Source organism: Citrobacter sp. H12-3-2, assembly GCF_009649895.1.
Lineage (GTDB): Bacteria > Pseudomonadota > Gammaproteobacteria > Enterobacterales > Enterobacteriaceae > Citrobacter > Citrobacter portucalensis.
Genome location: NZ_CP045837.1, coordinates 2,865,705 through 2,885,255 on the forward strand (window position 1 = coordinate 2,865,705; position 19,551 = coordinate 2,885,255).

The 19,551-nt window shown below is 49.8% G+C and carries 21 protein-coding genes and 1 pseudogene; 12 read left to right on the forward strand and 10 right to left on the reverse strand.

Features of this window, described 5'->3' with window-relative positions; translation table 11 throughout:
• Positions 1-26: 26 nt before the first annotated feature.
• Positions 27-371: an HNH nuclease YajD gene (gene yajD / locus GHC22_RS13705; RefSeq protein WP_003832478.1), complete on the forward strand. Its 345-nt coding sequence runs from the start codon at positions 27-29 to the stop codon at positions 369-371.
• A 45-nt stretch (positions 372-416) separates the two neighbouring features.
• Here the strand turns inward: yajD and GHC22_RS13710 are convergent, their stop codons facing one another.
• Positions 417-692, reverse strand: a complete 276-nt coding sequence (locus GHC22_RS13710) for a YeaC family protein (RefSeq protein WP_003030693.1) — start codon at positions 690-692, stop codon at positions 417-419.
• 42 nt (positions 693-734) lie between these two features.
• Positions 735-1,148, reverse strand: coding sequence for a peptide-methionine (R)-S-oxide reductase MsrB (msrB, locus tag GHC22_RS13715; protein WP_003832475.1), 414 nt, complete (start codon positions 1,146-1,148; stop codon positions 735-737).
• Between the two features lie 341 nt (positions 1,149-1,489).
• Here msrB and gapA point away from each other — a divergent pair, with 341 nt between their 5' ends.
• Together gapA and GHC22_RS13725 are read left to right on the forward strand one after the other, a co-directional pair.
• Complete coding sequence (gapA, locus tag GHC22_RS13720; protein WP_003030697.1) at positions 1,490-2,485, forward strand: glyceraldehyde-3-phosphate dehydrogenase; 996 nt, start codon at positions 1,490-1,492, stop codon at positions 2,483-2,485.
• 72 nt (positions 2,486-2,557) lie between these two features.
• Positions 2,558-3,442: a D-hexose-6-phosphate mutarotase gene (locus tag GHC22_RS13725; protein ID WP_153687143.1), complete on the forward strand. Its 885-nt coding sequence runs from the start codon at positions 2,558-2,560 to the stop codon at positions 3,440-3,442.
• Between the two features lie 750 nt (positions 3,443-4,192).
• Here GHC22_RS13725 and GHC22_RS13730 read toward each other — a convergent pair.
• The 4 genes from GHC22_RS13730 to GHC22_RS13745 all read right to left on the reverse strand — a co-directional run bounded on the left by GHC22_RS13730 (position 4,193) and on the right by GHC22_RS13745 (position 7,157).
• Complete coding sequence (locus GHC22_RS13730; RefSeq protein WP_153753265.1) at positions 4,193-5,047, reverse strand: aldo/keto reductase; 855 nt, start codon at positions 5,045-5,047, stop codon at positions 4,193-4,195.
• Positions 5,048-5,226: 179 nt separating this feature from the next.
• Positions 5,227-5,577, reverse strand: coding sequence for a hypothetical protein (locus tag GHC22_RS13735; RefSeq protein ID WP_153753268.1), 351 nt, complete (start codon positions 5,575-5,577; stop codon positions 5,227-5,229).
• Positions 5,578-5,587: 10 nt separating this feature from the next.
• Positions 5,588-5,830, reverse strand: a complete 243-nt coding sequence (locus tag GHC22_RS13740; RefSeq protein WP_153753270.1) for a hypothetical protein — start codon at positions 5,828-5,830, stop codon at positions 5,588-5,590.
• A gap of 580 nt (positions 5,831-6,410) precedes the next feature.
• Positions 6,411-7,157, reverse strand: coding sequence for a MipA/OmpV family protein (locus GHC22_RS13745; RefSeq protein WP_008784520.1), 747 nt, complete (start codon positions 7,155-7,157; stop codon positions 6,411-6,413).
• A gap of 433 nt (positions 7,158-7,590) precedes the next feature.
• Between GHC22_RS13745 and yeaG the strand changes: the two genes are divergently transcribed.
• Positions 7,591-9,525, forward strand: a complete 1,935-nt coding sequence (yeaG, locus tag GHC22_RS13750; protein ID WP_003030707.1) for a protein kinase YeaG — start codon at positions 7,591-7,593, stop codon at positions 9,523-9,525.
• Between the two features lie 121 nt (positions 9,526-9,646).
• Positions 9,647-10,930: a YeaH/YhbH family protein gene (locus GHC22_RS13755; RefSeq protein ID WP_003832459.1), complete on the forward strand. Its 1,284-nt coding sequence runs from the start codon at positions 9,647-9,649 to the stop codon at positions 10,928-10,930.
• A gap of 94 nt (positions 10,931-11,024) precedes the next feature.
• Here the strand turns inward: GHC22_RS13755 and GHC22_RS13760 are convergent, their stop codons facing one another.
• Entirely contained in the window at positions 11,025-11,795 is a 771-nt protein-coding gene (locus GHC22_RS13760) for a class I SAM-dependent methyltransferase (RefSeq protein ID WP_008784518.1), read from the reverse strand.
• A 164-nt stretch (positions 11,796-11,959) separates the two neighbouring features.
• On the opposite strand from GHC22_RS13760, the gene dgcJ reads away from it, so the two are divergent.
• The 3 genes from dgcJ to GHC22_RS13775 all read left to right on the forward strand — a co-directional run bounded on the left by dgcJ (position 11,960) and on the right by GHC22_RS13775 (position 14,583).
• Positions 11,960-13,450: a diguanylate cyclase DgcJ gene (dgcJ, locus tag GHC22_RS13765; protein WP_008784517.1), complete on the forward strand. Its 1,491-nt coding sequence runs from the start codon at positions 11,960-11,962 to the stop codon at positions 13,448-13,450.
• A 44-nt stretch (positions 13,451-13,494) separates the two neighbouring features.
• Positions 13,495-13,998 (forward strand): YbaK/prolyl-tRNA synthetase associated domain-containing protein, encoded by a 504-nt coding sequence (locus tag GHC22_RS13770; RefSeq protein ID WP_032943105.1) that lies wholly within the window; start codon positions 13,495-13,497, stop codon positions 13,996-13,998.
• 138 nt (positions 13,999-14,136) lie between these two features.
• The gene (locus GHC22_RS13775; protein ID WP_003832453.1) at positions 14,137-14,583 is read left to right on the forward strand and encodes a DUF441 domain-containing protein; all 447 of its coding nucleotides are present in this window, start codon (positions 14,137-14,139) and stop codon (positions 14,581-14,583) included.
• On the opposite strand, the pseudogene GHC22_RS13780 reads toward GHC22_RS13775, so the two are convergent.
• Positions 14,560-15,358, reverse strand: a pseudogene (locus GHC22_RS13780) (helix-turn-helix transcriptional regulator). The gene GHC22_RS13775 and the pseudogene GHC22_RS13780 overlap by 24 nt on opposite strands.
• A gap of 99 nt (positions 15,359-15,457) precedes the next feature.
• Between GHC22_RS13780 and GHC22_RS13785 the strand changes: the two are divergent.
• Entirely contained in the window at positions 15,458-16,645 is a 1,188-nt protein-coding gene (locus GHC22_RS13785; RefSeq protein WP_071444726.1) for a CynX/NimT family MFS transporter, read from the forward strand.
• Between the two features lie 37 nt (positions 16,646-16,682).
• Here the strand turns inward: GHC22_RS13785 and GHC22_RS13790 are convergent, their stop codons facing one another.
• On the reverse strand, positions 16,683-17,390 hold the full coding sequence (locus GHC22_RS13790; protein ID WP_153753274.1) for a CTP synthase: 708 nt from the start codon (positions 17,388-17,390) through the stop codon (positions 16,683-16,685).
• Positions 17,391-17,588: 198 nt separating this feature from the next.
• Here GHC22_RS13790 and GHC22_RS13795 point away from each other — a divergent pair, with 198 nt between their 5' ends.
• Positions 17,589-17,936, forward strand: coding sequence for a DUF488 domain-containing protein (locus GHC22_RS13795; protein ID WP_048235531.1), 348 nt, complete (start codon positions 17,589-17,591; stop codon positions 17,934-17,936).
• 7 nt (positions 17,937-17,943) lie between these two features.
• On the opposite strand, the gene GHC22_RS13800 is transcribed toward GHC22_RS13795, so the two are convergent.
• Entirely contained in the window at positions 17,944-18,192 is a 249-nt protein-coding gene (locus GHC22_RS13800) for a DUF333 domain-containing protein (RefSeq protein WP_153753276.1), read from the reverse strand.
• A gap of 186 nt (positions 18,193-18,378) precedes the next feature.
• Between GHC22_RS13800 and GHC22_RS13805 the strand changes: the two genes are divergently transcribed.
• Both GHC22_RS13805 and GHC22_RS13810 read left to right on the forward strand, forming a co-directional pair.
• On the forward strand, positions 18,379-19,404 hold the full coding sequence (locus GHC22_RS13805) for a sensor domain-containing diguanylate cyclase (RefSeq protein ID WP_153753277.1): 1,026 nt from the start codon (positions 18,379-18,381) through the stop codon (positions 19,402-19,404).
• A gap of 47 nt (positions 19,405-19,451) precedes the next feature.
• Positions 19,452-19,550: a YoaK family small membrane protein gene (locus GHC22_RS13810; RefSeq protein WP_032941789.1), complete on the forward strand. Its 99-nt coding sequence runs from the start codon at positions 19,452-19,454 to the stop codon at positions 19,548-19,550.
• The last annotated feature ends 1 nt before the right edge of the window (position 19,551 follow it).

Sequence of the window (19,551 nt, forward strand, 5' to 3'; positions counted from 1 at the left end):
CATTTTCTACTGGAGGCATGAGCTTTATGGCTTTTATCCCTAAAAATTACGCCCGTCTGGAAGTCGGTTACCGGGAAAAGGCGCTTAAACTCTTCCCCTGGGTCTGCGGACGCTGTTCCCGTGAGTTCGTGTATTCAAATTTGCGCGAGCTGACGGTACACCATATCGATCACGATCACTCGAATAACCCGGAAGATGGTAGCAACTGGGAAATGTTGTGCCTGTACTGCCACGATCACGAGCATTCCAAATATACGGAAGCGGACCAGTATGGTTCAACGGTGGTTGCAGGAGAAGATGCGCAAAAGGCCGTGGGCGAAGCGAAATACAACCCGTTCGCCGATCTGAAGGCGATGATGAACAAGAAATAATATCAACTGACGGGCCCGACATCGATGTCTGCCGGGCCTGGGTAATCAGGATTTAAACGTCGCAATCGGTTCTGGCGTAATACCAAACTCCACCTTCAACTGCTGCTTGCTCTTCATCACCATCTCACCGTTGGTATCAATCGTCATATGCTGCGCGTCAATATTGTTTCGCGCCTGCCATAACATCACCAGCTGTAAGCTATTCTCTTTTTGTTCTGCCGTTAGCGCTACGCCATCCGGCCATTTTCCGAGTTCAACGGCAGTCGATAAGCGCTGATAAACTTCCGGCGTCATGCTGTTGATCATCTCATCAAGATTCATGTTAAATCCACTCTCCGTAGAATAATTTGCTGAATCGTTTCTTCAACCCTTGGTTTGTTCACCGTTTTCACCATCGGTAAAGTTCAAAGACGCTGAGTTAACGCAGTACCGTTCACCGGTAGGTTTCGGACCATCCGGGAAGACGTGTCCCAGGTGTGCATCACAGTTTCCGCAGCGGATTTCAATGCGCTGCATGCCGTGTGACGTATCTTTTATGTAACGGATAGCCTCATCGCTGACAGGCTCGTAAAAGCTGGGCCAGCCGCAGCCTGAGTCATATTTTGTCTCGGAACGAAATAGCGGATTGTCGCAGATCAAACAGTGGTAGATGCCGTCACGTTTGTTATGTAGCAAACGTCCGGTAAATGGCGGTTCTGTCCCGTGATTCTGCGTCACATAGAACTGCATTTCGGTTAAATTTTTTTTCAGTTCTTCTGGAGAAGGTTGATTAGCCATTTGCTCACATCTCGCTTTATCTAAACTCACATCGCGAGACAGATTCTAACAAAACATTAACACCGGAGTGCGAACTTTTGTTCTAAACTTGATCCTTGCGAAATGGCAGCCTGCAATTCGTGATCAGAATCACGTTTTTATCTTGATTGCCCTTTAAAATTCGGGCCGCCGACCCCATGTGGTTTCAAGCCCAAAGGAAGAGTGAGGCGAGTCAGTTGCGCAAAGCTTAGGCAGCAGATTGATTTGTCGCAATGATTGACACGATTCCGCTTGACGCTGCGTAAGGTTTTTGTAATTTTACAGGCAACCTTTTATTCACTAACAAATAGCTGGTGGAATATATGACTATCAAAGTAGGTATCAACGGTTTTGGCCGTATCGGTCGCATTGTTTTCCGTGCTGCTCAAGAACGCTCTGACATCGAGATCGTTGCAATCAACGACCTGTTAGACGCTGACTACATGGCTTACATGCTGAAATATGACTCCACTCACGGCCGTTTCAACGGTACCGTTGAAGTGAAAGACGGTCATCTGATCGTAAACGGTAAAAAAATCCGTGTTACCGCTGAACGTGATCCGGCTAACCTGAAATGGGACGAAGTTGGTGTTGACGTAGTAGCTGAAGCTACTGGCCTGTTCCTGACAGATGAAACCGCTCGTAAGCACATCACTGCTGGTGCGAAAAAAGTGGTTCTGACTGGTCCGTCCAAAGATAACACTCCGATGTTTGTTAAAGGCGCTAACTTTGACAAATACGAAGGTCAGGACATCGTTTCTAACGCTTCCTGCACCACTAACTGCCTGGCTCCGCTGGCTAAAGTTATCAACGACAACTTCGGCATCATCGAAGGTCTGATGACTACTGTTCACGCGACCACCGCTACTCAGAAAACCGTTGATGGCCCGTCTCACAAAGACTGGCGCGGCGGCCGCGGCGCATCCCAGAACATCATCCCGTCCTCTACCGGTGCAGCTAAAGCTGTAGGTAAAGTACTGCCAGAACTGAACGGCAAACTGACTGGTATGGCGTTCCGCGTTCCTACCCCGAACGTATCCGTTGTTGACCTGACCGTTCGTCTGGAAAAAGCTGCTTCTTACGAAGAAATTAAGAAAGCAATCAAAGCTGCTTCCGAAGGCCCGATGAAAGGCGTTCTGGGTTACACCGAAGACGACGTAGTATCTACCGATTTCAACGGTGAAGTTTGCACTTCCGTGTTCGATGCTAAAGCTGGTATCGCACTGAACGACAACTTCGTGAAACTGGTATCCTGGTACGACAACGAAACCGGCTACTCCAACAAAGTTCTGGACCTGATTGCTCACATCTCCAAATAAGTTGAGATGAAACAGTAATCTGTAAGAGCGACTCAGGTCGCTCTTTTTTTTGCCTGAAGAAAGGATTGCGTAATGATTAATAAAATTTTTGCACTTCCGGTAATCGAACAAATTACCCCTGTCCTCTCCCGCCGTCAGCTTGATGAGCTTGAGGTTCTTGTTGTCGATCACCCACAGGTTAAAGCTTCTTTCGCGCTGCAGGGCGCACATCTTCTTTCCTGGAAACCAAATGGTGAAGAGGAAGTCCTGTGGTTAAGTAATAATACCCCATTTAAAACCGGCGTAGCGCTGCGTGGCGGCGTACCAATTTGCTGGCCGTGGTTTGGTCCGGCTGCTAAGCAGGGCCTGCCTTCGCATGGTTTTGCCCGCAACCTGCCATGGACGCTGAAAGCGCACAACGAAGACGACAATGGCGTGGTGCTGACGTTTGAACTGCAGAGCAACGCTGAAACGCGTCAGCTTTGGCCTCACGAGTTTTGCCTGCTTGCCCGCTTCAAAGTGGGAGCCACCTGTGAAATGGAGCTGGAAGCTCATGGTGAGTTTGAAACCACCTCGGCACTGCATACCTATTTCAACGTTGGTGACATTGCGGCAGTGAAAGTCAGTGGTCTTGGCGATCGCCTGATCGATAAAGTGAATGATGCTAAAGAAGATGTGCTGGCTGATGGGATCCAGACCTTCCCGGACCGCACCGATCGCGTTTATCTGAATCCGGAAGCGTGCAGCGTGATTCATGATGATGCGTTGAATCGCAATATAGATGTTGTCCACCACCACCATCTGAATGTAGTGGGCTGGAACCCTGGCCCGGCGCTGTCCGTCAGCATGGGCGACATGCCGGATGATGGCTACAAAACGTTTGTTTGTGTAGAAACGGCTTACGCGACCGCTCCGCAGAAAACCACCGAAGAAAAACCATCTCGCCTCGCGCAGACTATTCGTGTAGCTAAACGCTAACACAGCTCTACGCACCGTGCCGGATGCGGCTAACGCCTTATCCGGCCTACAAACTACACGCAGCCGCAGGTCTGATAAGCACAGCGCCATCAGGCAGTTCCGCGCATCATGCCGGATGCGGCTGACGCCTTATCCGACCTACAAACTACACGCAGCCGTAGGTCTGATAAGCACAGCGCCCTCAGGCAGTTCCACGCACCATGCCGGATGCGGCTAACGCCTTATCCGGCCGACAAACTACATACAGCCGTAGGCCTAATAAGTGCAGCGCCATCAGACCGCTCTGCGCAACGTGCCGGATGCGGCTAACGCGTTATCCGGCCTACAAACTACACGCAGCCGCAGGTCTGATAAGCACAGCGCCCTCAGGCAGTTCCACGCACCATGCCGGATGCGGCTAACGCCTTATCCGGCCAACAAACTACATGCAGCCGTAGGTCTGATAAGCACAGCGCCATCAGGCAGTTCCGAGCACCGTGCCTGGATGCTGCCAACGCCTTATCCGGCCTACAAACTACATGCAGCCGTAGGCCTGATAAGCACAGCGCCATCAGGCAGTTCCGCGCACAGTGCCTTGATGCTGCCAACGCCTTATCCGGCCTACAAACTACATGCAGCCGTAGGCCTGATAAGCTCAGCGCATCAGGCAGCTCTACGCACCGTACCGGATGCTGCTAACACCTTATCCGGCCTACAAACTACACGCAGCCGTAGGCCTGATAAGCTGCGGGAACATCGGCATTTGGCAAATCAGGCCATATCCAGCGCGGTTTTACCGTTTGGCGCCGGATACGCCTTATCTAACTGCTTCAACTCATCTACAGAGAGCGTTATCTCCAGCGCGGCGGCATTTTGTTCGACATGCGCTACGCTTGCGGCTTTCGGGATGGCTATTACACCCGACTGACGAATCACCCATGCCAGCAAAATCTGCGCAGCGCTAACATTGTGCGCACGCGCGATGTCATTCACCACAGAGTTAGAAAGCAAATCGCCACGCAGTCGTCCCGCCTGGGCCAGCGGACTGTATGCCATGACCGGCATCTGCTGCTGCTGGCACCACGGCAGTAAATCATATTCAATACCGCGCGAGGCTAAATGATAAAGCACCTGATTAGTTGCACACTCTCGTCCACCGGGTACCTGCCATAACGCCTGCATATCATCATAATCGAGATTTGAGACTCCCCAACGGCAGATTTTCCCCTGCGCAATCAGTGTTTCCATGGCATCGATGGTCTCTGCAAATGAAAAATCGCCCATCCAGTGCAGCAAATAGAGATCCAGATAATCAGTTTTCAGTCGACGCAGGCTCGCTTCGCAGGCGGCAATGGCTTTCTGTCGACCGGCATTCCATGGGTAAACTTTCGAGACTAAAAAAGCGCTATCACGCCGTCCCGTTAATGCTTCACCCACCACCTCTTCCGCTGCACCATCAGCGTACATTTCTGCGGTATCAATCAATCGCAGGCCGAGATCCAGTCCGGCCTGCAGCGCAGACACTTCATCCCGGCGTCGGCTTGGATCCTCGCCCATGTACCATGTTCCCTGCCCAATAGCAGGAAGCGATACCTGGTTTGTAAACGTCACCTGTTTCGCTGTCATCGCACCCTCCTGTGTTAATGCACCACAGTAAAGCAAAACAACGTGCATGTGTCCTGTTAGGGTGCACAAATTGCACCATCATGGATTGGAAACCGATCGTTAAGGCGAGCGAAATAAAAAGCCCGGGAACAGCAGATGTTCCCGGGCCGAAAAAATACAAAATCTTATCTACGAAGTGGTTATTTCAACCGACCTAAATATTTCCCCTCTTTCATAGCGTTGATTTTTCCGTTTTTATAGACGATAACGGAAATCAAACCTGCGCTATAAGACTGAGCTTCAGCACTATTCTCATCATTTGCTGCAGGTTTGCCATTAATATAAGCAATGCCATCAGCACCACGTTTAAAGTCCACTCCAAGTTTATTCACATGCACGGGCATAATTTTACTGGCGTGTACCGGGGCATTCGTGTCACTGACCATGGTTCTATGTTCATGCTGTAACTGCTGGCGGTAAGCCTCGCTAATGGCATAAGCAGGTGCAGCGAAGGAAGCCACCAAAGCAACGATAATAATTAATTTTTTCATACGTTACACCTTAATACTTATCGTGTTTGTGGTGATGGCTGGAATTAGTATCATTAGTGCTATACAAGTTTTGCGCGTTTTCCATAGCCTGTTTTTCAGCGGCAGCATTGATTGTCGCCCGACGGTTTTGCTCCGCAACATAACAGGCATCACGGCTCACACCCTTGCTTTCGCAAGCATTCATGCGTGAAGCCTCGGTGGAACAACCAGCCAGAATCCCGCCCATCACAGCTATCATGATTAACTTTTTCATTATATATACCAGGTTTATTCTCAAAAAATCCACATGGCGAATTATATTTAATGCCATGAAGAGTTGCTGTCGATACTTTAAAGTTTAATTAATATCTGCAATGGGATATTTAATGTCAATTTTAATTTTTTCAGATAAATACCTAAAGATGTAAAATTAAAATCAATCGATTAATTTTTGTTTTTTCACATGAAAGTTAACTTTCGCCATGAGATAAACATGCTAAAAGAGTTATCAATAATTTTCATTGTGCTTAACAATAAGAAAATAACGCTTACCTCGATCGTAAACCCTAGTATTATCAACGCATTGTATAGCTACAAACCATTACCTCATGACAATGATTTGCTAAACCTTCACGACTTTATTTCATTCAAAAATGAATAGATAACAGGCTAATAAAATAGCAGGTTTATTTTTAGTAACAGCGACAGGAATAATACGTTAAAAATTCGTTGTAGCCTGACAGAATGTCAAATCAGCACAAATGATGAAATCTCATGTTTTAGATCAATATTCATATCGGTAGCGCACAAAAAAGCCCGCATGTCTGCGAGCTTGTGTTCAACACTGAATGTCATCAGAACTTGTAGGTCACACCCACTGAGAAGATGCCAGACCAGGACTTATCGACCATCGGACTGTCCTTCACTTCATCACTCAAGCGCACATAACGGCCAGTTCCGTATACGTTCCAGTTTCCAATGAAGTTATAGCTCGCGGTCAACTCCAGGTACGGATCCCATCCATCGTCAGCGTTGTAGCTTTTCAGACCACTGCGGCGAGACTCGTGATTGGACACGCCATAATAATAGTCGTTGTAGTTTTCGCTGCTGTACTGTACACCGATACCCGGCGTCAGAGTCAGCCCACCATTAGTGTAACGGTAGAGCCAGGCCAGATCCCAGATAAAGCCGTTGCTGTTATCCAGAGTATCACCCGCCAGTGCGGTACGCAGGAAACCATACTGGGTGTTATGTACATACGAGAGGCCAGCCATCAAGCTGCTTTTACGCTTGTCGAGTTGGCGCAAAGCATGGCTATCGCTATCACCCGGCTTGAAATGCGTCGGATCATAGTACGCCATGATGGAAAGCTTATCTGCCGTGTCATTCCACAGATAGTAGCCGCCACCCAAGCCGTGGAACCAGACATTATCGCCTTCATAGGTGACAACCGGAACAGGGTAAACATCGCGGTCATACTGTTTGTACGGGCTGTTAATCACGCCGACACCCGCGCCAACAGTCCACTGACTTTCCGCCTGTGCGGTGCTAACTGCGGTTGCGGCAAGGACGCCAAGTGCCAGAAGTTTGAGTTTGGTCACAATCCATAATTCCTTATTCAAATGTGTAGCGGTCAAAGTGTAACCGCCAATACGCTTCAGCCCAACTATTTTACGTATTCGCCCCAGAATGTAACCCCCTAATTTCTCAGCGAGTGATGACATTTTGCTTGCAGGACGGTGAACACCGCATGAATCCCGCTCCAATTCTTTACATAAGATGTGCTTTTTTTGCTGATGAGTTATTGATATGCCATTGAAATTCATTTGCGCACACAGGCAAGTTTTGCAAATGCCATCTACGCTTAATTTTAGAAGGTGTATCACCGAATACGTTGATCTCCTGACCACCAAAATGGCATGAGAGTTGCTTATTTATTCAGCAGCGACGTCGTTCAGTTTACCTCTTCAGGGGCCTCTACTATTCATATGAACGGCTCTTAACATGTGCTAAAAAACGAAAGGACGGCATACCATGAATATATTCGATCACTATCGCCAGCGTTATGAAGCTGCCAAGGACGAAGAGTTCACGCTGCAGGAGTTTCTTACCACTTGTCGGCAAGATCGCAGTGCTTATGCCAACGCGGCAGAGCGGCTATTAATGGCTATTGGTGAGCCTGTCATGGTCGACACTGCCCACGAACCTCGACTTTCTCGACTCTTTTCGAATCGGGTAATTGCACGCTATCCCGCCTTTGAAGAGTTTTACGGCATGGAAGACGCCATTGAGCAAATTGTTTCTTATTTGAAACATGCGGCTCAGGGTCTGGAAGAGAAGAAGCAGATTCTGTATCTGCTGGGGCCTGTGGGAGGGGGGAAATCATCTCTTGCTGAGCGACTGAAGTCGCTGATGCAGAGAGTACCGATTTATGTCCTGAGTGCCAATGGCGAACGTAGCCCGGTCAACGATCATCCGTTATGCCTGTTTAATCCGCAGGAAGACGCGCAGATCCTGGAAAAAGAGTATGGGATCCCGCGTCGCTATCTCGGTACGATCATGTCGCCTTGGGCTGCGAAACGTCTGCACGATTTCGGCGGGGACATTACAAAATTCCGCGTCGTCAAAGTCTGGCCGTCTATTCTGGAGCAGATCGCAATCGCCAAAACGGAGCCTGGTGATGAAAACAACCAGGATATTTCTGCGCTGGTCGGGAAAGTGGATATTCGTAAACTCGAACACCACGCCCAGAACGATCCTGATGCCTACGGTTATTCGGGTGCACTGTGTCGTTCAAACCAGGGGATTATGGAATTCGTTGAGATGTTTAAAGCACCGATTAAAGTGCTGCATCCTCTGCTGACCGCCACCCAGGAAGGAAACTACAACGGGACAGAAGGTATCTCTGCCCTGCCGTTTAACGGGATTATTCTTGCCCACTCGAACGAGTCCGAATGGGTAACGTTCCGTAATAACAAAAACAATGAGGCGTTCCTTGACCGTGTTTACATCGTCAAAGTGCCTTATTGCCTGCGTATCTCTGAAGAGATCAAAATTTACGAAAAACTGCTTAACCACAGTGAGCTGACCCATGCGCCTTGCGCACCGGGCACACTGGAAACGCTCTCTCGCTTTACCATTCTTTCTCGCCTGAAAGAACCTGAGAACTCGAGCATTTACTCGAAGATGCGCGTTTACGATGGCGAAAGCCTAAAAGATACCGATCCGAAAGCGAAATCCTATCAGGAGTATCGGGATTACGCCGGGGTTGATGAGGGAATGAACGGTCTGTCCACGCGTTTCGCGTTTAAGATCCTCTCTCGCGTCTTTAACTTTGACCATGCCGAAGTGGCAGCTAACCCGGTACATCTGTTTTACGTACTGGAGCAGCAAATCGAACGTGAACAGTTCCCGCAGGAGCAAGCTGAGCGTTATCTTGAGTTCCTGAAAGGTTATTTGATCCCGAAATATGCTGAATTCATCGGCAAAGAGATCCAGACGGCTTATCTCGAATCCTATTCTGAGTACGGACAGAACATTTTCGACCGTTATGTCACTTATGCGGATTTCTGGATTCAGGATCAGGAGTATCGCGACCCGGATACCGGTCAGCTGTTTGACCGCGAGTCACTGAACTCAGAACTGGAGAAAATTGAGAAGCCGGCGGGTATCAGTAACCCGAAAGATTTTCGTAACGAGATCGTCAACTTTGTTCTGCGTGCCAGAGCGAATAACAGCGGTCGCAATCCAAACTGGACCAGTTACGAAAAACTGCGCACGGTCATTGAGAAGAAAATGTTCTCCAATACCGAGGAGCTGCTGCCGGTCATTTCGTTCAATGCTAAAACCTCGACTGACGAGCAGAAAAAACACGACGATTTTGTCGACCGTATGATGGAAAAAGGCTACACGCGTAAACAGGTGCGTTTACTGTGCGAATGGTATTTGCGCGTACGTAAATCGTCTTAACATAAGTGCCCGGTGGCGCATGCGCTTACCGGGCTTGCAAAACAATGTTCCGTAGGCCGGATAGCGCCAGCGCCATCCGGCACTTACAGACATGGCGAACAGTTGGCAGTACGGGGGGCTTATGACCTGGTTTATTGACCGGCGTCTTAACGGCAAAAACAAGAGCACGGTAAACCGCCAGCGCTTCTTACGCCGTTATAAATCGCAAATTAAACAGTCGATCTCCGAGGCCATTAACAAGCGTTCGGTGACTGATGTGGATAGCGGCGAATCTGTCTCTATTCCGACTGATGATATTAGCGAACCAATGTTTCATCAGGGACGTGGTGGCCTGCGCCATCGCGTGCATCCGGGTAACGACCATTTTGTGCAGAATGACCGCATTGAACGCCCACAGGGCGGCGGTGGCGGTTCAGGAAGCGGACAAGGCCAGGCCAGCCAGGATGGTGAGGGTCAGGATGAGTTCGTCTTTCAGATCTCTAAAGATGAATATCTCGATCTGTTGTTCGAAGATTTAGCACTTCCTAACCTGAAGCAGAATCAGCAGCGTCAGCTAACGGAGTACAAAACGCACCGGGCAGGTTTTACCTCTAACGGTGTGCCTGCCAACATCAGCGTGGTGCGATCCCTGCAAAACTCACTGGCGCGCCGCACGGCGATGACAGCGGGTAAGCGTCGCGAACTGCATGCTCTCGAAGCGGATCTGGAAACCATCGCGAAAAGCGAACCAGCACAGTTGCTGGAAGAGGAACGGTTACGCAAAGAGATTGCCGAACTACGGGCAAAAATCGAACGCGTGCCATTTATCGACACCTTTGATTTACGCTACAAGAATTATGAAAAACGCCCCGACCCTTCCAGCCAGGCGGTAATGTTCTGCCTGATGGACGTTTCTGGTTCAATGGATCAGTCGACCAAAGATATGGCTAAACGTTTTTATATCCTGCTGTATCTGTTCTTAAGCCGGACCTATAAGAACGTGGAGGTGGTTTATATTCGCCACCATACCCAGGCGAAAGAAGTGGATGAGCATGAGTTCTTCTACTCTCAGGAAACCGGGGGAACCATTGTCTCCAGTGCGCTGAAGTTAATGGATGAAGTGGTGAAAGATCGCTACAACCCTGCCCAATGGAACATCTATGCTGCACAGGCATCGGACGGTGATAACTGGGCGGATGACTCACCACTGTGTCATGAGATTTTGGCGAAAAAGCTGCTGCCAGTGGTCCGCTATTACAGCTATATCGAAATCACTCGCCGCGCTCACCAAACCTTATGGCGTGAATACGAACATCTGCAATCAACCTTTGATAACTTTGCGATGCAACATATTCGCGACCAGGATGATATTTACCCGGTATTCCGCGAACTGTTTCATAAACAAAGTACGACCAGCAATAGTTAACCACCTAAACAAATCAGCCAGAGGTTATCTTCTCTGGCTGATTTGTTACGGGTGCTGTTTTTTCATCTTATCAATATTCATCCGTTTATCCTTTTTATTTTCCCTTTACAGAGCAGCAGGCAATGTAATTGAGTTGATGACGTTGCGAACGGAAGAAGCGAAACATTTTCAGGAAACGACGACGATTTTCGCTCGTGCGTAAGCCGTTAAACACAATTTTTACCGCCCCCGTAAGCCCTTCATCACGAACTAATCCGCGCGGCGACATCAGCGACATGTTGCCATTCTGCTGCAGGACCTGTTCGAACCCGCAGTTAAGAAACAAATCACGCCAGCCTTGTCTGGTCATTGGGCTAACGTTTGATTTCACCACATCGACAAGCTGGCCCTGATCGCCCGCGCCCAGTTTTTGGGCGGTGAACATAATATCGTGGGTGAGCAGACGCCCACCGGGCTTCAACACGCGATAATATTCGGCAATTAACTTCGCCTTCGCTTTATCGGCATACATTGTCAGCATGGCTTCGTTAATCACAACATCGAAACTGTTATCCGCAAAAGGAAGAGTGTTGGCGTTAGCAGCCATCACATGAATATGATTTTCCAGACCATTTGCCGCTACGTTATTCCTTGCATTTGACAGTGCGGTTTTATCCATATCAATGGCGTATACGGTACAGCCATAGCGTTGAACTAACTCTATCGCCGTCGTGGCCATGTTGCACGCCACTTCAAGAACCTGGCTGCCGGGCGTCAGCTGTGACTGGCTAAACAACCATTCTGTTGCTTCAACACCGCCCGGACGCAGACGGGTTTTGCCCAGGCTGGCTAAAAATGTATGACCCGCTTTTTCAGTCGCGCTCATTGGCCTGTCTCCTTTTTATAAGTTGCATTATAAATACAACATTAAGAGTTAAAGGTGAAGTACGCGAATGATTTTTATTTCAAAATGTCCTTTCCCGTAGCGTTAGAGCGGATGTATGCCGTGTGATAGACTGAAGTATCAGACTTACAGGGCTGTAAATCATTATGAAATTGCATCATAAAGCGCTCAGGATCTTTATCTCCGTCAGCGTAATTGTTTTGACATCTTCTTTTTTGGTTTATGAGCTCATTGCTAGTGATAAAGCAATGAATGCGTACATGCGCTATATCAATGAGAAAGCCGACTCCTCGTTTCTCTATGATAAGTACACAAATCAGAGCATCGCAGCCCATCTGATGCGCACATTTTCGTCCCCTCAGGGGCCTGCTTCTCTCGAACAGCAAAAAGTACTTTGCAACGCTTTCGACAGCGTTAACGGCACTCATGGGCTCAATCTCACTAAGCGCAACTATCTGCCATTACACGGTACGTTGCAGACCACCTCAACAAAATGTAGCGAACAGCTTGATGACATTTTTCTGCTGCCCTCTTTTGACCGGGCGGTCAATGTTAATCGCCAGCAGAAAGATTACGGTCAGGGATTAGGGACGCTGGAGTATAAATTTCGATATTACGTCGATCTCAAAAATAACTACGTTTATTTCTATGATGTGATCGACTCGCGGAAATTTGCGATACACAACTGGTCGTTTTTGCAAAAAGGTACGTTGGGAATCGACCAGAATGATATTGACGGTATTTTTACTGGCCGCACGGTGATCTCCAGTATTTATGAAGATAACCTGACCGAGAAAAAGGTGATGAGCTTTTTAACACCGGTTTACTACGCCAATAAGCTAAAAGGCGTGGTGATGGTGGATATTAATAAAGAGAATTTACAGAATATTTTCTATACCAGCGACCGCCCTCTCGTCTGGCGTTATCTTAACGTAACGGTCTCTGACACCAGTTCAGGTAAAGAGATCCTCGTTCACAAAAGTGAAACCGATCTGTTCCGCTATGTTCACTATGAGAAGGACATACCTGGCGGTATACGTATCACCCTCTCACTTGATGTTATGTACTTTATTGTCTCGTCCTGGAAGATATTCGCCTTCTATCTACTGGCAACGATATTGCTGCTGAATATGGTCAGAACGCATTTTCGCTTGTATCACAACGTCACACGGGAAAATGTCAGTGATGCGATGACAGGGCTCTACAACCGTAAAATTTTAACGCCAGCGCTTGAGCAGCGTTTGCAACAGTTGGTGAACACAGGAACGCTCGTGACCTTTATCGCCATTGATTGCGACAAACTAAAAGTTATTAATGATACGTTGGGGCATAAGGAAGGCGATCGCATTATCACCATTTTGGCCAAAGCTATTCAAACGTCCATTCGCAAAAGCGACTATGCCATCCGCCTCGGCGGCGATGAGTTTTGCATTATCCTCATCGATCACCCCAGTGAATTAACGCCCCGCCTGCTGGAGAGGATTCGCTATAACTTACAAATTATTGCGCAAGATAGATCAATCAGCTTCTCTGTCGGGATTTATAATATGCAGCCAAACGACACCATTGATGATGCCTACAAAGCATCTGATGCACAGCTCTACCTGAACAAACAGAAAAAACGCACCGATGCGTAATTATTTTTCTGACGGGATTTTCATTGTTGTACCAGGAGTAAGTCATGACGGAAGTAAACAAAGGTAACGCAACGCACCAGCGTTTAATCTCCCTGTTGTCAGAACACGGTGCGACCTACCGCGTAGTCAGCCATGAAGCCGTAGGCAAATGTGAAGCTGTCTCTGAAATTCGCGGTACCGCACTGGGTCAGGGTGCAAAAGCGCTGGTCTGCAAAGTAAAAGGCAACGGCGTCAATCAGCATGTTCTGGCGATCCTCTCTGCCGATCAGCAGGCCGACCTGAGCCTGTTGGCCAGCCATATTGGCGGGTTGAGAGCGTCACTTGCCAGCCCGGCGGAGGTAGATGAACTGACTGGCTGCGTATTTGGCGCTATCCCACCGTTCAGTTTTCATCCGAACCTCAAGCTGGTCGCCGACCCACTGTTGTTTGAGCGTTTTAATGAAATTGCGTTCAATGCCGGAATGCTGGAAAAATCTGTGATCATGGATACCGCAGATTACCTGCGCATCGCGCAACCGGAATTAATCCCATTCCGCAGAGAACAATAACTGCACAAGTTAGCAGTAAAAAACATCGCTTCGTGCGTTAGCCCAAAAAAAATCATAATCATTAAAAAAAGCCTGTTCCGTCACGCATTTACGCGTACAGTAAGCAGGCTTATTTTTTCTTTTGGCAAGGAAACTACGATGTTTGATGTCACTCTGCTGATCCTGCTCGGACTGGCAGCTCTGGGCTTTGTCAGCCACAACACCACTGTCGCTGTTTCAATTCTGGTGCTGATTATTGTCCGTGTTACCCCACTGAATACCTTCTTTCCCTGGATTGAAAAACAGGGCCTGACCGTCGGGATTATAATTCTGACTATTGGCGTCATGGCGCCGATCGCCAGCGGAACGCTACCGCCCTCCACGCTCATCCACTCCTTTGTGAACTGGAAATCACTGGTTGCTATTGCCGTTGGGGTATTTGTCTCCTGGCTTGGCGGACGCGGCGTTACGCTAATGGGTAGCCAGCCTCAGCTTGTTGCTGGTTTACTGGTGGGCACGGTACTGGGCGTGGCGCTGTTTCGCGGTGTGCCAGTGGGGCCGCTTATTGCGGCAGGTCTGGTCTCATTGATTGTTGGGAAGCAGTAGCCAGCCCGTTCAGATAACGGCCTGGTGTCTGTCCCAGGCCTTTTTTGAACATAGAGATAAATGCCGTGGTCGAATCGTACCCGAGCATTTGCGCGACCTGTTGTACATTGCGACCATCAATTAACGCCTGCAGCGCCAGAATCAGCTGGAGCTGGTGACGCCAGCGGCGAAAACTCAGCCCCGTTTCTTTGACGACCAGGCGAGCAAGGTTACGTTCACTCATCGCAAATACGCTGGCCCATTGCCCCAACGTCTGCCATTGTGCAGGCTCTCTCGCCATCGTTGCGACCATTCTGCGAATTTTCGGGTGATCGGAAACCGGCAACTGCATTTGCTCCTGGGGTTGCTGCGGCAGTTCATCAAACAACACTTGCGTCAGCCGCTGGATTGCCGGCTCCAGCCGTTGGGCATCCGTTTTGGATGCCAGCGCCAGAATAAGCTCCCGGCACAACGGAGCAATTTTCAGCGTGCAGCAACGATCGGGCATCACGACGGCCTGCGGCTCAATAAACAAAAAGCACAATTGTGCGCCAACGGTAACGTGGTTGCTGTGTGGAATTTCACCGGGGATCCACACCGCATATTGCGGGGGCACCATCCACATAGCATTCTCAACCTCACAGGTGATCGCGCCATGCAACGCCAGAATCAACTGGCCTTTACGGTGCTGATGCAGCGGACTGAAAAGTTCATCTTCCCGGGCCTGAATACAAAACGCCACCGCTGCATCGTGGTGAAGATCGGGTTCGTATCCATCCAGCCTCAGTCCTAACATAAAAATGTCCGATTTAAGCGATAAACTGTCATTTTAGCTTGATTCATCCATTGAGTAAAAACGCTAAGGTATCGCCTCGCCTGACGATATGAGAAAAAAATGACAAATACACCTTCCTCCCGTGGCAAGAACGCAGCGTTGCTGATCGCGGGGATCCTGATGATTGCCACCACATTGCGCGTCACCTTTACCGGTGCGGCCCCGTTGCTGGATGCAATTCGCGCCGACTACGGTCTGAGCACCGCCCAGACGGGGCTTCTGACCACCCTGCCACTGCTGGCTTTCGCACTGGTTTCACCTCTGGCTGCCGCCGTTGCGCGCCGTTGGGGTATCGAACGCAGCCTGTTTGTTGCTATGCTACTGATTTGCGTGGGTATTGCGATACGTTCGCTGCCCTCACCAGGGTTCCTGTTTAGCGGCACCGCTATCATTGGTTGCGGAATCGCATTGGGAAATGTGCTTTTACCCGGACTGATTAAGCGTGATTTTGCTCAGCATGTGGCGAAACTCACTGGCGCATACTCGCTGACCATGGGCGCAGCAGCGGCACTGGGTTCCGCCATTGTGGTACCGCTGGCGTTGAACGGGTTTGGCTGGCGCGGTGCGCTGATGGTACTGATGGCCTTTCCGCTGCTGGCGCTGATTATCTGGTTACCCCAATGCCGCCAGACGGCCAATGCCAGCTTGAGCAACTCGCGCGCTCTGCATTCCCGCGCGATCTGGCGCTCCAGCCTCGCCTGGCAGGTGACGCTGTTTCTGGGGATCAATTCGCTTATCTACTACGTCATCATCGGCTGGTTGCCCGCCATTTTGATCAGCCACGGCTACAGCGAGGCGCAGGCCGGTTCGCTGCATGGTTTACTGCAGCTGGCGACCGCCGCGCCGGGATTATTGATTCCTCTCGTCCTGAACAGATTTAAGGATCAGCGCGCCATCGCCGCTCTGGTTTCATTAATGTGCGCCGTCGGCGCGGCGGGATTCGCCATAATGCCCGACCAGGCATTGCTATGGACCATCCTGTTTGGCTTTGGCTCAGGCGCGACGATGATCCTCGGCTTGACCTTTATTGGCCTGCGCGCAAGCTCAGCGCATCAGGCTGCTGCCCTGTCCGGCATGGCACAATCTGTTGGGTATTTACTGGCCGCCTGCGGGCCACCGCTGATGGGGAAAATTCACGACCTCAACGATAGCTGGCTGATTCCTCTTGGCGGGGTCGCCGTGTTAGCGATGCTGATGGCGGTATTTGGTCTGTGCGCGGGGCGTAATCGGGAGATCGCGAGCGCATAATGCACAGGGCAGGTTCGTGAACAACCTGCCCGTTTTTTTATCCGCGCGCGGCGCGCAGCATCGCCTGAACTAACGGTACGGGTTTTCCCGCCAGCGCTCCGCGTTCATGCTGAAAGAGCGTGCCAACATAAAATGGATGCGTCACCAGCTCAATGGCACGAATATCACCAACCTCATCCCAACCGGTCACCCGAAGATCGCCGCTTTCAAGCTCGGCGGCAAAATCCTCCGATACGCCATAGTTGCAGTGATATCCCTCGGTGATAACATCCCGCCCGTAGGCTTTGGCAATCAGCGTATTGGCCCGCAGCTCAATATCATCCGTTTTTTCTACCAGCGAGCAGGTCAATGGTGCTATCACCATCCGACCCGTGGTGTCCGTCTCGGCGTGGGCGGCATCGCTCCAGCCCAGCACGTTGCGGGCGTACTCCAGAATCGCATGTTGAAAGCCGCCGCAGGTCCCCAGGAACGGGATGCTGTTTTCACGCGCGTAGCGTATCGCTATCAGCGCCCCTTCAAGATGGCGATATGGACTGCCTGGAACGACCCAGATGGCATCATAGCCAATCAAGTCCTCACTGCTGTTGATATCAGACGTAGTTAGCCAGTCATAATCAGCCACCAATTCCAGGACGGCGGCAGCATCATCGATAGCAAGGGGAATAGCCTGGTGCGCCACAATATCGGGGCTGTAATCGCCCACCAGCGCAATGCGAAGCGTATCTTTAATTGGGGAAATTTCCATTAAGCTTTCCTTGTGTCCTGACAATAAGGGACAGCATAAGGAGCCTCAGCCTACCGACTTTTTAGTGGTATCACAATCCCTTAAATTGGGAGTCAGGGCGGGCAAAATGCTATAATGGTCACGTTTTACGATCTTATTTAACCGTAATAAAGTTGATGAGCAATACCTGAGCGGTAGCTGAAAGGAGCGGATGAAGAGATGAAGATTCAGTGTAAACGCGTGTATGACCCGGCAGAAAAAAGCGATGGTTATCGCGTGTTGGTCGACCGGTTGTGGCCACGCGGGATAAAAAAGACTGACCTTACTTTCAACGAATGGAACAAAACGCTGACGCCATCTTCTGAATTGCGCAAAGCATTCCACGCAGAACTGATCGATTTTTCACACTTTTCCGAGCAATATCGCGCAGAGCTGGCCCAACAGCAGCAGGAAGGAAAGCGCCTCGCAGAGATTGCCCAGCAGCAAACCTTAACGCTACTGTATGCAGCGAAAAATACCCAGCAAAACCACGCACTGGTGCTCGCTGAGTGGCTACGTCAATGCTGACCGCGTATTACTTGGCCGTTGCCGGATGATCTCTACGCCAGAGTGACCATTCATCAATTACTTCCCCGTTGGGTAGTTTGCAGTCAGACTTAACACCTTGCGGAGTCTGCACCGCAATCAGAGAACCACCCTTTTGTTCGCAATACACCGATGCTGGATTCGCCATGCCAATTTTTGGTGGTTTAGGGGCTTCAGGTTGTGTGGTACACCCCGCCAGCACCAGCAAGCCGGGCAAAACAATAGATGTCAGTTTCATCTCTACTCCTGTTCAGAATGTTATCCCGGCAGATTACCCCGTCAGCCCGTGTATCTCCATGTTTTCCGACCAGGTTTCTATTTTATGTTTACATTTTGACCCGGTTGGTATGTTTCATCTTTCACCCTGATGTTCTATCATGCGGGCAATGCCAGCCTTGTCATCACTCAGGAGTATTTACATCTCATGTCGGACATGATCCTTGCCAGAGTCTCACAATCCTTAGCCACGGAGCAGTCTGTTGAAAGTCTGGTTCGGCAACTTTTGGAGATGCTGGAGATGGTGACTGAGATGGAATCCACATACTTGACCAAGGTCGATCTGGATGCCCGTCTGCAGCATATTCTGTATGCGCGTAATAGCCGCCAAATGCAGATCCCCGAAGGGCTATCCGTGCCGTGGGATGAAACGCTGTGCAAACGCGCTATTGAGGAAAACTGTCTGTACAGTGACAACGTGCCCGCACGCTGGCCGGAATGTACCGCCGCTCGCGCACTGGACATCACCACCTTTCTGAGCACTCCCGTTCATCTTCCTGACGGAACGTTTTACGGTACACTCTGCGCTACCAGCCGCCGCCAGCAGGCATTGAGCCAACGTGGAGAACAAGTATTACATCTGTTTGCCGGTCTGATCGCCCAGTCGATTCAAAAAGAGTCGTTGGTTGCTCAGTTACGTGAAGCGAACGCTGCGCTGATTGCTCACTCCTACACCGATGCCCTGACCGGTTTACCGAATCGGCGCGCAATATTTGAAAATGTGGAAACCCTTTTTTCGCTTGCCCGCCATCTCAGGCAGAAGATAGTTGTCGCCTATATCGATTTGGATGATTTCAAACTGATTAATGACCGCTTTGGCCACGAGGTTGGTGACCAGTTCCTGATCCAGATTGGGCAGCGCCTGCTCCGTGAATGTAATGATAATGACATTCTCGGTCGACTGGGCGGTGACGAATTTTTAGTCGTTCGCCTGTCAGCGGAAGATGAACTTGATCAACTTATGCGTCTGCAGCAGGTGAAAAATCAGCTGCAACAGCAGATTTGCGGTGACTACCACCTGGGTGACATTCATCTGTTTTATCCTGGTGCCAGCCTGGGTGTGGTGGAAATTGATCCGCTGGAGACTGATGTAAACTGTGCGCTTCATCTTGCAGACAGCGCAATGTATCAGGATAAAAAGCGTCAGGATAAAACCCCTTTTGTCGTACATTAAGCCCTGCTATGCTGGCTCGTCTTTAAATAACTCTGGTAGATAATCGTATGCGACTCGGTATTATTTTCCCTGTCATTATTTTCATTTCCGCTGTCGTTTTCTTATCCTGGTTTTTTATTGGCGGCTACGCTGCGCCGGGAGCATAAC

Coding starts and splice junctions, on each gene's coding strand:
- yajD (WP_003832478.1), top strand. CDS start 27: ATGGCTTTTATCCCTAAAAATTACGCCCGTCTGGAAGTCGGTTACCGG.
- GHC22_RS13710 (WP_003030693.1), bottom strand. CDS start 692: ATGAATCTTGATGAGATGATCAACAGCATGACGCCGGAAGTTTATCAG.
- msrB (WP_003832475.1), bottom strand. CDS start 1,148: ATGGCTAATCAACCTTCTCCAGAAGAACTGAAAAAAAATTTAACCGAA.
- gapA (WP_003030697.1), top strand. CDS start 1,490: ATGACTATCAAAGTAGGTATCAACGGTTTTGGCCGTATCGGTCGCATT.
- GHC22_RS13725 (WP_153687143.1), top strand. CDS start 2,558: ATGATTAATAAAATTTTTGCACTTCCGGTAATCGAACAAATTACCCCT.
- GHC22_RS13730 (WP_153753265.1), bottom strand. CDS start 5,047: ATGACAGCGAAACAGGTGACGTTTACAAACCAGGTATCGCTTCCTGCT.
- GHC22_RS13735 (WP_153753268.1), bottom strand. CDS start 5,577: ATGAAAAAATTAATTATTATCGTTGCTTTGGTGGCTTCCTTCGCTGCA.
- GHC22_RS13740 (WP_153753270.1), bottom strand. CDS start 5,830: ATGAAAAAGTTAATCATGATAGCTGTGATGGGCGGGATTCTGGCTGGT.
- yeaG (WP_003030707.1), top strand. CDS start 7,591: ATGAATATATTCGATCACTATCGCCAGCGTTATGAAGCTGCCAAGGAC.
- GHC22_RS13755 (WP_003832459.1), top strand. CDS start 9,647: ATGACCTGGTTTATTGACCGGCGTCTTAACGGCAAAAACAAGAGCACG.
- GHC22_RS13760 (WP_008784518.1), bottom strand. CDS start 11,795: ATGAGCGCGACTGAAAAAGCGGGTCATACATTTTTAGCCAGCCTGGGC.
- dgcJ (WP_008784517.1), top strand. CDS start 11,960: ATGAAATTGCATCATAAAGCGCTCAGGATCTTTATCTCCGTCAGCGTA.
- GHC22_RS13770 (WP_032943105.1), top strand. CDS start 13,495: ATGACGGAAGTAAACAAAGGTAACGCAACGCACCAGCGTTTAATCTCC.
- GHC22_RS13775 (WP_003832453.1), top strand. CDS start 14,137: ATGTTTGATGTCACTCTGCTGATCCTGCTCGGACTGGCAGCTCTGGGC.
- GHC22_RS13785 (WP_071444726.1), top strand. CDS start 15,458: ATGACAAATACACCTTCCTCCCGTGGCAAGAACGCAGCGTTGCTGATC.
- GHC22_RS13790 (WP_153753274.1), bottom strand. CDS start 17,390: ATGGAAATTTCCCCAATTAAAGATACGCTTCGCATTGCGCTGGTGGGC.
- GHC22_RS13795 (WP_048235531.1), top strand. CDS start 17,589: ATGAAGATTCAGTGTAAACGCGTGTATGACCCGGCAGAAAAAAGCGAT.
- GHC22_RS13800 (WP_153753276.1), bottom strand. CDS start 18,192: ATGAAACTGACATCTATTGTTTTGCCCGGCTTGCTGGTGCTGGCGGGG.
- GHC22_RS13805 (WP_153753277.1), top strand. CDS start 18,379: ATGTCGGACATGATCCTTGCCAGAGTCTCACAATCCTTAGCCACGGAG.
- GHC22_RS13810 (WP_032941789.1), top strand. CDS start 19,452: ATGCGACTCGGTATTATTTTCCCTGTCATTATTTTCATTTCCGCTGTC.